The sequence below is a fragment of the Pseudomonas sp. XS1P51 genome, from assembly GCF_054897845.1.
Window position 1 is genome coordinate 6949995 of sequence record NZ_CM142707.1, and the last position, 14916, is coordinate 6964910.

Genomic DNA, 14916 nt, shown 5'->3' on the forward strand with positions numbered 1-14916 from the left:
TGCTGGAACACCGGCTGTGAGCTGCGTCGCCATCATTCCCGCCCGAGGTGGCAGCAAACGGATACCCCGCAAGAACCTCAAGCTGTTCGACGGCGTGCCGATGATCGTCCGTTCCATCCGTACGGCACTGGCATCGAACCTGTTCGACCAGGTGATCGTCAGCACCGACGATGAGGAAATTGCCGAACTCGCGCGGGCCAACGGCGCTGAAGTTCCATTCATGCGTCCCGTTGCGCTGGCCGATGACTTCACCGGGACTGCCGCGGTCATCGTTCACGCCTTGAATCAGCTGCCGGCGTTCGACTATGCGTGCTGTATCTACGCGACCGCGCCGCTGTTGCAGGCGCGGTATCTGCGTCAGGGACATGAAATGCTGGTGCAGCATCCGGACAAGTCGTTCGCGTTTTCCGTAGCCGGTTTTGGCTTCCCGGTGCAACGTGCGTTGACCCTCGACGAGCACGGTGCCCTGATCCCGCTCTACCCGGAATATCGCGACACCCGTTCCCAGGATCTGACTGAAACCTTTCAGGACGCTGGTCAGTTTTACTGGGGGCGCAGCGAGGCCTGGTTACGTGGCGATGTATTGTTTTCCCCGGCGAGCCTGCCCGTGATCTTGCCGCGACATCTGGTGCAGGACATCGATACCCTCGAAGACTGGAAGCGTGCCGAATACCTCTACGCTGCGCTGAAGGCGGCAGGAGAGCTGCAATGAGAGTGCTGATTCGCTCTGATGCGTCGCCGACCATCGGCAGCGGTCATATCGCCCGCTTACTGCCCTTGGCCAGAACCTTGCGCAAGCAGGGCTCTCACGTTGCCTTTGCGTGTCGTCTGCTGCCTGGCCATCGACTCGACACTCTGGCGGCCGAAGGCTTCGACACCTTCGCGCTGCCCGATCGTTATCCCGGAGAAGACCCGCTGCAGGCCATCGAATCCATGCTGCCCTGGCAGGCGGATATCGCCGCGCTGGACCGGGCGCTGGAAAACCATCTTGCCTTCGACTGGATCATCGTCGACCACTACGGCCTCGATCATCATTGGCAGACCGCGGCTCGCCGTTGGGCGCCACGGATCGCCGCGGTGGATGACCTGGCCACTCGAACGTACAACGTCGACCTGCTGCTGAATCAGAATCTGTCGGGCACGCCGCAAGCCTACGCCGCGCTGCTGCCAGCCGATTGCCGAACCTTGCTCGGCCCGCGTTTCGCCATGCTGCGTGACGAGTTTTGTTGCCCTGCAATCGAGATCAAACCCCAGGCCAAACGGGTTTTGGTGAATTTCGGCGGCTTCGATGCGGCGATGCAGACCCATCACGCGATGCAGGCGCTGGAAAATTTTCATGAGCTGGAAGTCGACTTTGTTGCCGGTGCCGATAACCCGGCCTGGGAGCAGATGCAGGTTTTGGCGGCCAGTCGTCCGAACTGGCGCCTGCACAGTTTTGTCAGCGATTTTTATCGACTGATGACCGAGGCCGATCTGTTCGTCGGTGCCGGCGGCGGCACCAGTTGGGAGAGGGCGGCCATGGGGTTGCCGACGATCTGCATTGCGGTCTCGAACAACCAGCAAGCCAACGGCGAGGTGATGGCCGCTTCGGGGGCTCATGTCTTCATGGGGGCTCGCGAGCAGGTCAGTGTCGAACAATTGCGCCTGGCCATCGGCTTTGTCGTGGGCAATCAGGGGCTACGCCAAAGTCTGGCCGAACGTTCCCGGAAACTGGTCGATGGCCGTGGTGCGCAACGGGTCGCGGCGGCGCTGGCCGGTGCAGTTTTACAGATTCGTCCGGCTATCGTGGACGATGCACAGTTGTTGTTTGATGGGCGCAATAGCGAAGCGGTCCGACGCTGGTCGCTGGAGACCCATGTCATCGATTGGCAGCAGCACTGCAACTGGCTGACCGCGAGCCTGAGCAATGTGCAGCGCTTGCTGTTGATCGCCGAGGCCGATTACGGTCCGGTCGGTGTGTTGCGCTACGACCTGCGCGGTGTTGACGCCGAGGTCTCGATTTATCTGTTCGAAGGCCGTTTGGGGCTGGGTTGGGGCCGGGCGCTGCTGGCTCGGGGCGAAGCTTTCGTAGCCAGCCATTGGCCGCAACTGCAAACCATCTCCGCTCAGGTATTGCCAGGCAACCTGCCGTCGCTGAACGTCTTTCGCGAAGCCGGTTTCACCCAGCATGCTTGCGCATTCACGCGCGTATTAAAGGAACACTGCAAATGACGGGTTTCAAGATTGGCGACCGCTTGATCGGCGCCGATGCGCCGCCGTTCATCATTGCCGAGATGAGCGGCAACCATAACCAGTCCCTGGAGGTGGCGCTGCAAATCGTCGAAGCCGCAGCCAAGGCCGGTGCGCATGCCCTGAAGCTGCAAACCTACACCGCCGAAACCATGACCCTGGACTTGTCCGAAGGCGAGTTCTTCATCAAAGACCCGAATAGCCTTTGGGCCGGCTCTTCGCTGTACGCGTTGTACGAAAAAGCCCACACCCCATGGGAGTGGCACGCGCCGATTTTCGCCCGTGCCAAGGCGCTGGGCATGTTGGCGTTTTCCACACCGTTTGATGACACCGCAGTGGACTTCCTTGAAAGCCTCGACGTACCGGCTTACAAGATCGCGAGTTTCGAGAACACCGATCTGCCACTGATTCGTCGGGTCGCGGCCACCGGTAAGCCGCTGATCATTTCCACCGGCATGGCCAGCATCGCCGAACTCGACGAAACCGTGCGTGCCGCCCGTGAGGCCGGTTGCAAGGACCTGGTGTTGCTCAAGTGCACCAGCACTTATCCGGCGACGCCGGCCAACAGCAATGTGCGTACGATCCCTCATCTGCGCGAGCTGTTTGGCTGTGAAGTCGGTTTATCCGATCATTCGATGGGCGTTGGGGTGTCCGTCGCCGCGGTAGCGCTGGGGGCTACGGTGGTGGAAAAACATTTCACTCTCGACCGTGCCGCCGGTGGGGTGGACGCCAGTTTTTCCCTGGAGCCGGCTGAGCTCGCGAGCCTGGTGATCGAAACCGAACGCGCCTGGCAGGCCATGGGCCAGGTGCATTACGGTGTGACGGAGGCCGAGCGCAAGTCTCTGGTGTACCGCCGTTCGCTGTATGTCACTCAGGACATGGTCGCCGGTGAACCCTTCACCGCCGCTAATCTGCGGGCTATCCGTCCTGGTCTGGGGCTGGCCCCAAAACACGCGCAAACCCTTCTTGGTCGCCGAGCCCGCCAAGCCATAAAACGCGGAACGCCGCTGGACTGGTCGTTGGTCGAATAACCCCTTATGGGGCTGATTCGGCAAAATAGCGTGACCTGCGAGTCATAACGCGCATCTTCACTGTATTGTATTAATAGGGAAGGTGGCGCCTGGTGCCTGTTTGGCCCAGTGATAGCCCTTTATTCTTCCTGTTGTCGCCGCCTCGGGGCGACGTTTTTCTCTGTTTGTCGGCGCCCCTCGATTCCTTGCGAGCGGTGGTATTGGGCTGTTTATTATTGGGAAGCCGTAATGATTGGCATAAAGAGCATTGCGAGCTACGTTCCTGTAGCCGGCGTGGACAATTACGCACAAGGTGCAAAATTCGAAAAGGATGAAGAGTTCATCCTGGGCAAGATCGGTTCCGCCTTCCTGCCGCGCAAAGACGCAGGCCAGGAAACGTCGGACCTGTGTGTCGAAGCAGCCAATGCGCTGTTCGCCAACAATCCCGACCTGAAACGTGAAGACATCGACGTGCTGATCGTGGTCACCCAAAACGGCGACGAAGAAGGCCTGCCGCACACCGCCGCGATCGTTCAGGACAAGCTGGGTTTGCCGACGACCGTGGCCGCGTTCGATATTTCCCTGGGCTGCTCCGGCTACGTCTACGGCATTTACGCAATCAAGGGCTTCATGGAAGCCGCAGGCCTGAAGAATGGCTTGCTGATCACCGCCGATCCGTACTCGAAGATCGTCGACCCGGAAGACCGCAATACCACCATGCTGTTCGGTGATGCCGCCACGGCCACCTGGATGGGCGAAAACGCACCATGGCAGTTGGGCAAAGCCAAGTTCGGCACCGACGGTTCCGGTGCGCCGCACTTGAAGGTGACCGACGGCGTGTTCTACATGAACGGTCGTCAGGTCTTCAACTTCGCGCTGCTCAAAGTCCCGGCTCACTTGCATGAACTGCTGGCTGACTCGCAGCTGACGGCTGCCGATATCGATGCCTTCTGCATTCACCAGGGCAGCGCGGCGATTGTCGATGCCGTGGCACGGCGTTTCGAGGGCGAGCCGGAGAAGTTCATCAAGGACATGGTCGAGACCGGCAACACCGTGTCATCGAGCATTCCGCTGCTGCTGGAAAAACACGTCCTGGATTCCAGTTGGAAGCGCGTTGCGCTGAGTGGTTTCGGGGTCGGGCTGTCCTGGGGTTCGGCGATTATCTATCGTCCTTGAGTCTCGGCTCTATTTAGTCAAAGAAAGCCAGGCACAAAAAAAGCGTTCAAGGTGTAACCTTGAGCGCTATTTTTTTGCCTGAACGAAAAGCGAGGCTCCATGAGCGAGTTCTTTGAGCGCAACGTCGAAGTCATACAGCGCCGCTGGCCGATGCTGTATGCGCGCTTGCTGGTTGAGGACACAAGCCTGTTGCAGGCCGAGCTGGTGGAGGGGCTGGGCTCGACAGTGAGCATTAACGGCATTCAGCTGACAAGTCGCCATGACCGCACCCGCGAAGCCAGGCTTCAGGCTGACAGCGTGCCGATCGACAGTCCTGTGGTGCATGTCTATGGCACCGGGCTTGGTGATCTGCAAATGGAGTTGTTGGCGCGCGGCGGACTTGAACGTTTATATGTACACATCCTTGGCGGAGCGGTGTTTGCGTTGGTGCTGCAGCTGCTCGAACAACAGCAGTGGCTCAACGATCCGCGGGTTGAACTGTTGTATGCCGGCGATCTGGCGGAAATGCAGTTGCCGTTTTTCGCCTTGCCGTCGGAGTTGGTGCTGGCTGATGACTTCAATGCCAAGATGCGTGATCGCTTGATCAGCGAAACCCACCTGACATTCAATAACCGTGAGTTCGACCCTCAGGCTCCACATATCGTCGAGCGCTTGCAGGCGAGCCTGGCGCTGGTGCAGGCCGATGGCGATGTGGCCGAGTTGTTCGGTTCCTGTGCCGGGCAGGAAGTGTTCGTCATTGCCACGGGCCCGAGTCTTGAGCTGCACTTCGATCGCTTGCGGATGATTCGCGAGCAGGCGGTGCGCCCATTGTTCATTTGTGTCGATACCGCTTACCGGCCGCTCCTCAATCATGGCATTCGCCCCGACGTGGTGGTCAGCATTGATCAGCGCATTTCAACCCGGCATCTGCCGCCTGAAGGCACATCCGCGATTGCGCTGGTGTACATGCCCATGGTCGATCCTCAGGTGCTGGACGCCTGGCAGGGACGGCGTTACACCGGTTACTCCGCCAGCCCGATCTATCGACAATTGCGTCAGCAATGGCCCAAGGGTGAGCTGTATGGGGGAGGGAGCGTGATTCACCCGACGGTGGACCTTGCGGTGAAAATGGGTGCAGCGCAGATCACCCTGTTCGGCGCCGACTTCGCCTTCCCCGGCGACAAGACTCATGCCGGCTGGAGCGACGGCGACCTCGGCCCGCAGTTGGGGGCAGCCAAGCACTGGGTGCTCGATGGGCATGGCCAGCGAATCAAGACGCAACTCAACTTCCGCAGTTATCTGTGTGAGCTGGAGCGATTTATCGCGGGTCATCCACAGGTACGGTTCTACAACAGCAGCCGGGCAGGGGCGATGATCGCCGGTACCGCTTTTCACCCGGAGTTGTCGCTATGAGCGCACTTGAGTCCTTTGTTAACGTCGCGCAGCACTGTGCGACATTGTTCCGTCTGGGACGTGACGTGGAGGCCGGGCTGGCAATGATCGAATTGATCGGTGCGGTACAGCCGTCCTTCGATCTGGCGTCGCCGGCTGCTCAGCAGCAGTGGGTGCGCTTGCTGGGTCCGATGCTCGAGTGTCAGGAGTCACAGAACTGGCTTGCTCTGGCGGACTATCTGGAATACGAACTGGTCCAGTTGTTGACCGACAGTCTGTCCATTTAAGCAGTTTCGCTTCTGCCGGTGCAGGCGAGTCCTCGCCATCGTGTCATCGGCATTTCCCTGACGTCATTTTTTCGCTGCCCAGGCGCTGCCAAGTCTTTGATTTACGGGGGGTGGCAACGTGATGGCAAATATTTTTGAAAATCCCCTAAAGCAAGTTGCAATCCCGACGATAACTATTACGAAGGTTCTCTAGGCCATACCCGGCGGTTGCCAGGGCCGGAAGCCGCAGTACCCAACCAACGAGGAATTCGTCATGGCTTTAACAGTAAACACTAACGTTACATCGTTGAACGTTCAGAAAAACCTGAACCGTGCTTCCGACGCTCTGTCGACTTCGATGACTCGTCTGTCTTCCGGCCTGAAAATCAACAGCGCTAAAGACGATGCTGCCGGCCTGCAAATCGCTACCCGTATGACCTCGCAGATCCGTGGTCAGACCATGGCTATCAAAAACGCCAACGACGGTATCTCGATCGCTCAGACTGCTGAAGGCGCGATGCAAGAATCGACCAACATTCTGCAGCGTATGCGTGAACTGGCTGTTCAAGCACGAAACGACTCCAACGGCACCGACGACCGTGTAGCTCTGAACAAAGAGTTCGCAACCATGTCGGACGAGCTGACCCGTATTGCCAATTCGACCAACCTGAACGGCAAAAACCTGATCGACGGCACCGCTGGCACCATGACCTTCCAGGTCGGTTCCAACACTGGCGCTACCAACCAGATCACCCTGACTCTGGACAGCGGCTTCGATGCTGCCACCCTGAGCGTTGACTCTGCTGCCATCGCCATCACCGGTAACGACAGCGCCACTGCAGAAGCCAGCACTGCTGCTGCCATCGACGCAATCGATGCTGCACTGAAAACCATCAACACCAGCCGTGCGGACCTCGGTGCTGCCCAGAACCGTCTGACCAGCACCATCTCCAACCTGCAGAACATCAACGAAAACGCCAGTGCTGCACTGGGTCGCGTACAAGATACCGACTTCGCTGCCGAAACTGCACAGCTGACCAAGCAACAAACTCTGCAACAAGCTTCCACCGCAGTTCTGGCTCAGGCCAACCAACTGCCATCCGCTGTACTGAAACTGCTTCAGTAATAGCTGGGTGAGTTTTGGCGGGGGAGTGCGCACGTCGCGCTCTCTCGCTTTTTTACTTTAAGAGGTGATGGACATGGATATGAGCGTGAAGCTGAACTTGTCTTATCCTGCGGCCAAGCAGGCGACGACGCCTGTCGTCGATAAGCCGGCGCAGAAGCCTCTAGCGGAAACTGCGCCTGTGGTTGCCGTCAAGGATGAAAGTAAAGGTGCCCAGACCGAGCAGGAACAACTGAAGATGGCTGTTCAGGAAATTGAAAAGTTCGTTCAGTCGGTCAAGCGCAACCTGGAGTTCTCGATTGATGAGCCTTCAGGCAAAGTAGTGGTCAAAGTGATTGCCAGTGACTCCGGTGAGGTGGTCCGTCAGATCCCCAACGAAGAAGTCCTGAAGCTGGCCAACAGTTTGAATGATGCAAGCAGCTTGTTGTTCAGCGCGAAAGCCTGACAGCTGGCACGAATTTTGTTGCTATGTTCTTTTGGGCGTTGTAGTGGTCAAAAGGCCGGCGACACACTGAAGGGAGTTTCACATGGCAAGTCCAATTCTACCGGGCCTGGGTTTGGGTTCCGGCCTTGATACCACCGCTATCGTCAAAGCTTTGGTTGATTCTGACAAGGCCGCCAAGCAAGGTCAGATCGACCGTGGGACTGCGACGAACACCGCAAGCATCTCCGGTATTGGGACCTTGAAGTCCTTGATGGCTGCGTTTACCAAATCCATGACTGATTTGGGTAGCAAAACCAACCCGCAGTTTCCGGGTTTTGCCGCGACTTCCTCCGATGTGAAAATCGTCACGGCCACTGCCAGTAACTCCGCTGTGGGCGGTAACTACGTCATCAATGTCGGCAATCTGGCCACTTCGTCCAAAGTGGCCAGTGCTGCGTTTGCTGGTGGTACGAGTAGTGCCATTCCCACGGGCACGCTGACCATCAGCCAGAGTGGCAAGAACTTCAACGTCGATGTGGCCGCCGGTGCGACACTGCAGTCGGTTCGCGACTCGATCAACGCCGACAGCTCGCTGAAGGCTGCCGGTGTCAGTGCCAACATCGTCACTGACTCCTTTGGTTCGCGCCTTGTACTGGGTTCCACCAACACGGGTGCGGGCTCCGATATTTCCGTCAGTGGTATTGCCGGGCTTGAAATCGACGGCAGTAACGTCGTGGGCACAAGCGGTTCTCCAATGACCGCCACGTCTGCCGGTGCTATTGGTGCAGTGGCCCTCGATGCAAAATTCACCATCGACGGCATGGCGTTGACCAGTAAGACCAACGCGGTCGACAAAGCCGTTTCTGGTCTGACGTTTAACCTGGTGGCTACAGGTACCTCGACTGTTTCCGTGGCTGCGAACACCGATGGTCTGAAAGCGTCGATCCAGAAGTTTGTCGATGCCTATAACGCAATCGCCAACAGCGTTACGGCGCTCACCAAGCCTTCGCTCGATGCTGATGGTGAACCGACCATTCCCGCGGCATTGACTGGGGATGCGTTGCCGCGTTCGATCCTGTCGGCGATTCGCGGGCCTCTGTCGGAAACCGGATCAGGTGACAAGCTCACCGTGCTCGCGCAACTGGGTATTACCACCAACCAGAAGACGGGCGCCCTCGATTTCGACAGCACCAAATTCACCGCTGCGATGACTGACAAAAAACTGGGCGGTGAAGTACAGGAGATGTTCGCGGGTGATAACGGCTTGCTGGAGCGGATGAAGAAGGCTGTCGCGCCGTTTGCAGACACCGGCGCTATTCTGGATCAGCGTACGACCAGTCTGAACAAGGCCAAGACCAAGCTGGCAAGCGACCAGGATGCCCTTGATCGCCGAATCGAGACCCTGACCGCGGTACTGACCAAAAAGTACAACGACATGGACACCCTCGTCGGCAAGCTGAAAGCGACAGCCAGCAACATCACGTCGATGTTCGAAGCCATGACCGCGCAGCAGAAAAACTCGTAACATTCGTAACGCCAAAAGCCCGGCAGCGTTTTCACGCTCCGGGCTTTTTGTTTTTGAATCTAAAGTTTTTTGACGCGTCGTCGATACACTGGTTAGACGAACCACAGAATTCTGATGAGGTACAACATGAATCCAATGTTAGCCCTTCGCCAATACCAGAAGATTGGCGCTCAGGCGCAAACTTCCGAAGCCAGCCCGCATCGTCTGGTGCAGATGCTGATGGAAGGCGGCCTGGATCGTATTGCCCAGGCAAAAGGCGCGATGGAGCGCAAGGATATTCCGAACAAAGGGGTTCTGATCGGCAAGGCCATCGGCATTATTGGTGGTCTGCGTGAAGGTCTGGATCTGGAAAACCAGGCCGACTCCGTAGGTGAGCTGGATAACCTCTATACCTACATGATGAAGCGTCTGGCTGAAGCCAACATCAAGACCGATCCAAAGATTCTCGACGAAGTCGCCGATCTGCTTCGCACCGTCAAAGACGGCTGGGACGCTATCGCCGCGCCGGGTCCGCAGTTTTAAGGAGATCACCATGAGTCTTGTATTGCAGCGAATCGAAGAAACCCGTGAAGGCCTGGTCGGTGCTTTGGCTGAGCGAAACTGGGAAGCCATTGGTGAATTGGACCTGGCTTGCCGTTCCTGCATGGAAGACGTCTTGAGTGAAGCTTCGGTGGACGAGGCCGCGTTGCGCGACAATCTTGAGGAGTTGCTGGGGGTGTATAAACAGCTTCTTGAGGCGGCGACAGGAGAGCGGCAAGCGATAGTCGACGAGATGTCGCAGATCCATCAAGCACAGAGCGCGGCAAAGGTTTACCATCTGTTTGGTTAGTTAACCCCCAGTTAATCCAAACATAGTGCGCCATAAATTTGACTGTGCACGGTTTTTTGACTTAACTAGTGGCTGGTTCCAGATTTCAGGCGTCTACAGGCATAACGTGTCTGCAAGCGTCTAGCTTGCCCCCTCATTTCGGGCATTGAGTTGACTAGGGAAGTTGCTATTGCATGTGGCGTGAAACCAAAATTCTGCTGATTGATGACGATAGCGTCCGCCGCCGCGACTTGGCGGTGATTTTAAATTTTCTTGGCGAAGAAAATTTACCCTGTGGTAGCCATGACTGGCAGCAGGCTGTCGGCTCTTTGTCGTCAAGTCGTGAAGTGATCTGTGTCCTCATCGGGACGGTAAATGCTCCTGGTGCGCTTCCGGGTTTGTTAAAGACACTCTCAACCTGGGATGAGTTCCTTCCAGTTTTGTTAATGGGCGATAATTCTTCCGTTGACTTGCCAGAAGACCAGCGTCGTCGAGTGCTTTCGACCCTCGAAATGCCGCCCAGCTACAGCAAATTGCTCGATTCCCTGCATCGCGCCCAGGTCTATCGCGAGATGTACGACCAGGCCCGCGAGCGCGGCCGTCACCGCGAACCCAATCTTTTCCGCAGTCTTGTCGGCACCAGTCGGGCGATTCAGCACGTCCGCCAGATGATGCAGCAGGTCGCCGATACTGACGCCAGCGTGCTGATCCTTGGTGAGTCCGGGACTGGCAAGGAAGTGGTCGCGCGCAACCTGCACTATCACTCCAAGCGTCGTGACGCGCCGTTCGTGCCGGTCAACTGCGGGGCGATCCCCGCCGAGTTGCTGGAAAGTGAACTGTTCGGCCACGAGAAGGGCGCCTTCACTGGTGCAATCACCAGCCGTGCCGGGCGTTTCGAGCTGGCCAACGGCGGCACCTTGTTCCTCGACGAAATCGGCGACATGCCGCTGCCGATGCAGGTCAAGTTGCTGCGTGTCTTGCAGGAGCGCACCTTCGAACGCGTGGGCAGCAACAAGACCCAGAGCGTCGATGTGCGCATCATCGCAGCGACCCACAAGAATCTCGAAAGCATGATCGAGATCGGCACCTTCCGCGAAGATCTCTACTATCGCCTCAACGTGTTCCCGATCGAGATGGCGCCGCTGCGCGAGCGTGTCGAAGACATTCCGCTGCTGATGAACGAGTTGATCTCGCGCATGGAGCACGAGAAGCGTGGTTCGATCCGTTTCAACTCCGCGGCGATCATGTCCCTGTGCCGTCACGGTTGGCCGGGCAACGTCCGCGAACTCGCCAACCTGGTGGAGCGCATGGCGATCATGCATCCGTACGGGGTGATCGGCGTGGTCGAGTTGCCGAAGAAATTCCGCTATGTCGACGACGAAGACGAGCAACTGGTCGACAGCCTGCGTAGCGATCTCGAAGAGCGGGTGGCCATCAACGGTCATACCCCGGACTTCACCGCCAATGCGATGCTGCCGCCGGAAGGCCTGGACCTGAAGGACTACCTCGGTGGTCTGGAACAAGGGCTGATTCAGCAGGCGCTGGATGATGCCAATGGCATCGTGGCGCGCGCCGCCGAACGGCTGCGGATTCGTCGTACCACCCTGGTGGAAAAGATGCGCAAGTACGGCATGAGCCGTCGCGACGGTGATGAACAGGCAGATGATTGACGCCTGTTTTTCAAGTCCTTCATTTGTAGGCGGTTTTTTTTAGGCACGGGTATTGCTACATCCCTCGCAACGTTCCGTTTAACTGACGGTCAGCCAAGCGAGAGAGCACGATGCCCCAAGCCGCCCAAATGTCTCCTGTCCCTGACGCTTCGGGGCAACCGTCGTCCGTAGAGCAGGCAAGCCGGCTTGGCCTGGAGCAGGCGTTCGCGCTGTTCAACCAAATGTCGAGCCAATTGACCGATTCCTACAGCATGCTCGAAGCCCGGGTCACCGAGCTCAAGGGCGAACTGGCGGTGGTCAGTGCGCAACGCATGCAGGAACTGGCCGAAAAAGAACGCCTGGCCAACCGGCTGCAAAACCTCCTCGATCTGTTGCCCGGCGGCGTCATCGTCATCGACGCCCAGGGTATCGTGCGCGAAGCCAACCCCGCAGCCTGTGAACTACTCGGTCTGCCCCTCGAGGGCGTGCTGTGGCGTCATGTGATCGCCCGTTGCTTTGCGCCGCGTGAAGACGATGGTCATGAAATTTCTCTCAAGGACGGTCGGCGTCTGTCGATCGCCACTCGCTCGCTGGATGCCGAGCCCGGTCAGTTGGTGCTGCTGAATGACCTGACTGAAACCCGTCATTTGCAAGATCAGTTGGCCCGTCACGAGCGCCTGTCGTCCCTCGGCCGAATGGTCGCGTCGCTGGCCCATCAGATTCGTACACCCTTGTCCGCCGCGTTGCTCTACGCCAGTCATTTGACTGAGCAGGAGCTGCCGGTCGAGACCCAGCAACGTTTTGCCGGGCGCCTGAAAGAGCGTCTGCATGAGCTGGAACATCAGGTTCGCGACATGTTGGTGTTTGCGCGTGGCGAGCTGCCACTGACGGATCGTGTCACGCCCAAGGCGCTGATGCAGTCGCTGCAGGCGGCCGCACTGACCCATGTTCAAGACCTGCCGATCCGCTGGCAATGCGACAGCCATTCGGGCGAATTGCTGTGCAATCGCGACACTTTGGTCGGCGCGATCCTGAACCTGATCGAAAACGCCATCCAGGCCAGTGCCGGCGATGTTCGTTTGAAAGTCCATCTCTACACCCGTGACAACAATCTGCGCGTATCGATCAGCGACAGCGGCAGCGGCATCGATACGAAAGTGCTGGCGCGTCTGGGTGAGCCGTTTTTTACCACCAGGACCACCGGAACCGGCCTCGGGCTGACCGTGGTCAAGGCGGTGGCGCGTGCCCATCAGGGAGAATTGCAGCTGCGTTCACGGCTGGGCCGCGGCACCTGTGCGCAGGTCATCCTGCCGCTTTTTTCCGGTGAAAAGCCCAGCGCTCAGGGAGCGGAGTGAAGGTCATGGCAATCAAGGTTTTACTGGTCGAGGATGACCGTGCGCTTCGCGAAGCGCTGGCCGATACGCTGTTGCTCGCGGGGCACGATTACACGGCGGTAGGCTCGGCAGAAGAAGCGCTGGCGGCAGTCGGTACTGAGGCATTCAATCTGGTGCTCAGCGACGTCAACATGCCCGGCATGGACGGCCATCAGTTACTCGGATTACTGCGGGCTCGGCAGCCGCAACTACCGGTGTTGCTGATGACTGCTCACGGCGCTGTGGAGCGGGCGGTCGATGCGATGCGTCAGGGGGCGGCGGATTATCTGGTCAAGCCCTTCGAGCCCAAGGCGTTGCTCGATCTGGTGGCGCGGCACGCGCTCGGCAGTCTCGGCGCGATCGAAGGCGAGGGGCCGGTGGCGTTCGAGCCGGCCAGTGCGCAATTGCTGGAACTGGCCGCGCGGGTGGCACGCAGCGATTCCACGGTATTGATCTCCGGTGAGTCCGGGACGGGTAAAGAAGTGCTGGCGCGTTACATCCATCAGCACTCGCATCGCGCCAGCCAGCCGTTCATTGCGATCAACTGCGCGGCGATTCCCGACAACATGCTCGAGGCGACGTTGTTCGGTCATGAAAAGGGCTCGTTCACCGGTGCCATTGCGGCGCAGGCCGGCAAGTTCGAACAGGCCGATGGTGGGACCATCCTGCTCGACGAGATCTCCGAAATGCCCTTGGGCCTGCAGGCCAAGTTGCTGCGGGTGTTGCAAGAGCGGGAAGTCGAGCGGGTCGGCGCGCGCAAACCGATCACGCTGGACATTCGAGTGGTCGCGACCACCAACCGAGACCTGGCCGGGGAAGTGGCGGCGGGGCGTTTTCGCGAAGACCTTTACTATCGCCTGTCGGTATTTCCGCTGGCCTGGCGTCCGTTGCGCGAGCGCACCGCCGACATCCTGCCGCTGGCCGAGCGTCTGCTGGCCAAACACGTCAATAAAATGAAGCATGCCGCGGCGAGACTGTCGCCTGAGGCTCAAACGTGCCTGATCGGCTATCCATGGCCGGGTAACGTGCGTGAGCTGGATAACGCGATTCAGCGGGCGCTGATTCTGCAGCAGGGCGGTTTGATTCAGCCTCAGGATTTCTGCCTGGCCGGCCCTGTTGCCTGTGCGCCGTTGCCGGTATTGGCGCCTGCACCGGTGCGTGCCGTGGAGGTCGATTCCGAGTCTGCGGGAGCGTTGGGCGATGATCTGCGTCGTCGTGAATTCCAGATGATCATCGACACCTTGCGCTCCGAGCGTGGCCGCCGCAAAGAGGCCGCCGAGCGCTTGGGCATCAGCCCGCGCACCCTGCGCTACAAACTGGCGCAGATGCGTGACGCCGGAATGGATGTGGAAGCTTATTTGTTCGCTACCTGAGTAGCTGTAAGAGCGAGCTTGCTCGCGATGGTCGTTAACGATAACGCGGGTTTGCGGGATAAACGCGGCGCTCTCGAGTCCATCGCGAGCAAGCTCGCTCCTGCATATCGGAAGCAATCTGCTACAGAAGGACGGGCTTTTGTTTGGAGTGGCCACGGAGCTGGCACCCTTGTTGCTAACACCTCACTACCCGCCGAGTGAGTGTCAAAAAAATGCGGGTCGCCAAAGACGTAGCTTCGTCAAAGAGAGAAACCATGAGCCAAGGTATTGAATTCAATCGATTGATGCTGGACATGCGCTCCATGCAAATGGATGCCATGTCTGCACCGAAATCGACTGCCGCCGTCCCTGAACTGAGTGGCAGCAGCTTTTCCGACATGCTCGGTCAGGCCGTCAATAAAGTGAACGACACCCAGCAGGCTTCCAGTCAGTTGGCCAGTGCCTTCGAGATCGGCAAAAGCGGCGTCGACCTGACGGACGTGATGATTTCCTCGCAGAAGGCCAGCGTGTCTTTCCAGGCGTTGACCCAAGTGCGTAACAAGCTGGTTCAGGCATACCAAGACATCATGCAGATGCCGGTTTAAGGACG

Annotated in this window: 15 protein-coding genes; all 15 read left to right on the forward strand. The window is 58.5% G+C overall.

All coding sequences use genetic code 11. The annotated features are described in order from the left end of the window. Positions 1–16: 16 nt before the first annotated feature. Positions 17–712 (forward strand): pseudaminic acid cytidylyltransferase, encoded by a 696-nt coding sequence (gene pseF, locus ACYZUD_RS32085; protein WP_462021791.1) that lies wholly within the window; start codon positions 17–19, stop codon positions 710–712. After that, positions 709–2211: a UDP-2,4-diacetamido-2,4,6-trideoxy-beta-L-altropyranose hydrolase gene (gene pseG / locus ACYZUD_RS32090; RefSeq protein WP_462021792.1), complete on the forward strand. Its 1503-nt coding sequence runs from the start codon at positions 709–711 to the stop codon at positions 2209–2211. The genes pseF and pseG overlap by 4 nt, the downstream gene beginning before the upstream one ends. Then, positions 2208–3260 carry a pseudaminic acid synthase gene (gene pseI, locus ACYZUD_RS32095; RefSeq protein ID WP_462021793.1) on the forward strand — a complete coding sequence of 351 codons (1053 nt, stop codon included), beginning with the start codon at positions 2208–2210 and terminating at the stop codon, positions 3258–3260. Before pseG ends, pseI begins: the two co-directional genes overlap by 4 nt. Before the next feature lie 228 nt (positions 3261–3488). After that, entirely contained in the window at positions 3489–4415 is a 927-nt protein-coding gene (locus tag ACYZUD_RS32100; protein WP_462021794.1) for a ketoacyl-ACP synthase III, read from the forward strand. Between the two features lie 99 nt (positions 4416–4514). After that, the gene (locus ACYZUD_RS32105) at positions 4515–5807 is read left to right on the forward strand and encodes a motility associated factor glycosyltransferase family protein (RefSeq protein ID WP_462021795.1); all 1293 of its coding nucleotides are present in this window, start codon (positions 4515–4517) and stop codon (positions 5805–5807) included. Next, positions 5804–6073, forward strand: coding sequence for a hypothetical protein (locus ACYZUD_RS32110; protein WP_462021796.1), 270 nt, complete (start codon positions 5804–5806; stop codon positions 6071–6073). The genes ACYZUD_RS32105 and ACYZUD_RS32110 overlap by 4 nt, the downstream gene beginning before the upstream one ends. Before the next feature lie 253 nt (positions 6074–6326). After that, the gene (locus ACYZUD_RS32115; RefSeq protein ID WP_462021797.1) at positions 6327–7178 is read left to right on the forward strand and encodes a flagellin domain-containing protein; all 852 of its coding nucleotides are present in this window, start codon (positions 6327–6329) and stop codon (positions 7176–7178) included. 73 nt (positions 7179–7251) lie between these two features. After that, the gene (locus ACYZUD_RS32120; RefSeq protein WP_462021798.1) at positions 7252–7620 is read left to right on the forward strand and encodes a flagellar protein FlaG; all 369 of its coding nucleotides are present in this window, start codon (positions 7252–7254) and stop codon (positions 7618–7620) included. 82 nt (positions 7621–7702) lie between these two features. Beyond that, entirely contained in the window at positions 7703–9124 is a 1422-nt protein-coding gene (fliD, locus tag ACYZUD_RS32125) for a flagellar filament capping protein FliD (protein WP_462021799.1), read from the forward strand. Positions 9125–9250: 126 nt separating this feature from the next. Further along, the gene (gene fliS / locus ACYZUD_RS32130; RefSeq protein ID WP_462021800.1) at positions 9251–9646 is read left to right on the forward strand and encodes a flagellar export chaperone FliS; all 396 of its coding nucleotides are present in this window, start codon (positions 9251–9253) and stop codon (positions 9644–9646) included. 10 nt (positions 9647–9656) lie between these two features. Next, positions 9657–9953, forward strand: a complete 297-nt coding sequence (locus tag ACYZUD_RS32135) for a flagellar protein FliT (protein WP_462021801.1) — start codon at positions 9657–9659, stop codon at positions 9951–9953. Between the two features lie 173 nt (positions 9954–10126). Continuing rightward, a complete protein-coding gene (locus tag ACYZUD_RS32140; protein ID WP_008044600.1) occupies positions 10127–11602 on the forward strand; it encodes a sigma-54 dependent transcriptional regulator in 1476 nt (491 codons plus the stop codon). Positions 11603–11730: 128 nt separating this feature from the next. Further along, positions 11731–12936 (forward strand): sensor histidine kinase, encoded by a 1206-nt coding sequence (locus ACYZUD_RS32145; protein ID WP_462021802.1) that lies wholly within the window; start codon positions 11731–11733, stop codon positions 12934–12936. Positions 12937–12941: 5 nt separating this feature from the next. After that, positions 12942–14327, forward strand: a complete 1386-nt coding sequence (gene fleR / locus ACYZUD_RS32150) for a sigma-54-dependent response regulator transcription factor FleR (protein ID WP_462021803.1) — start codon at positions 12942–12944, stop codon at positions 14325–14327. 254 nt (positions 14328–14581) lie between these two features. Then, the gene (gene fliE / locus ACYZUD_RS32155; RefSeq protein WP_008035213.1) at positions 14582–14911 is read left to right on the forward strand and encodes a flagellar hook-basal body complex protein FliE; all 330 of its coding nucleotides are present in this window, start codon (positions 14582–14584) and stop codon (positions 14909–14911) included. Positions 14912–14916: the final 5 nt, after the last annotated feature.

Bases quoted from the DNA above. Each gene is read 5' to 3' on its own strand.
- ACYZUD_RS32140 (WP_008044600.1), top strand. From the start codon at position 10,127: ATGTGGCGTGAAACCAAAATTCTGCTGATTGATGACGATAGCGTCCGC.
- fleR (WP_462021803.1), top strand. From the start codon at position 12,942: ATGGCAATCAAGGTTTTACTGGTCGAGGATGACCGTGCGCTTCGCGAA.
- fliD (WP_462021799.1), top strand. From the start codon at position 7,703: ATGGCAAGTCCAATTCTACCGGGCCTGGGTTTGGGTTCCGGCCTTGAT.
- ACYZUD_RS32110 (WP_462021796.1), top strand. From the start codon at position 5,804: ATGAGCGCACTTGAGTCCTTTGTTAACGTCGCGCAGCACTGTGCGACA.
- ACYZUD_RS32100 (WP_462021794.1), top strand. From the start codon at position 3,489: ATGATTGGCATAAAGAGCATTGCGAGCTACGTTCCTGTAGCCGGCGTG.
- ACYZUD_RS32135 (WP_462021801.1), top strand. From the start codon at position 9,657: ATGAGTCTTGTATTGCAGCGAATCGAAGAAACCCGTGAAGGCCTGGTC.
- ACYZUD_RS32105 (WP_462021795.1), top strand. From the start codon at position 4,515: ATGAGCGAGTTCTTTGAGCGCAACGTCGAAGTCATACAGCGCCGCTGG.
- ACYZUD_RS32115 (WP_462021797.1), top strand. From the start codon at position 6,327: ATGGCTTTAACAGTAAACACTAACGTTACATCGTTGAACGTTCAGAAA.
- ACYZUD_RS32120 (WP_462021798.1), top strand. From the start codon at position 7,252: ATGGATATGAGCGTGAAGCTGAACTTGTCTTATCCTGCGGCCAAGCAG.
- ACYZUD_RS32145 (WP_462021802.1), top strand. From the start codon at position 11,731: ATGTCTCCTGTCCCTGACGCTTCGGGGCAACCGTCGTCCGTAGAGCAG.
- pseG (WP_462021792.1), top strand. From the start codon at position 709: ATGAGAGTGCTGATTCGCTCTGATGCGTCGCCGACCATCGGCAGCGGT.
- fliE (WP_008035213.1), top strand. From the start codon at position 14,582: ATGAGCCAAGGTATTGAATTCAATCGATTGATGCTGGACATGCGCTCC.
- fliS (WP_462021800.1), top strand. From the start codon at position 9,251: ATGAATCCAATGTTAGCCCTTCGCCAATACCAGAAGATTGGCGCTCAG.
- pseI (WP_462021793.1), top strand. From the start codon at position 2,208: ATGACGGGTTTCAAGATTGGCGACCGCTTGATCGGCGCCGATGCGCCG.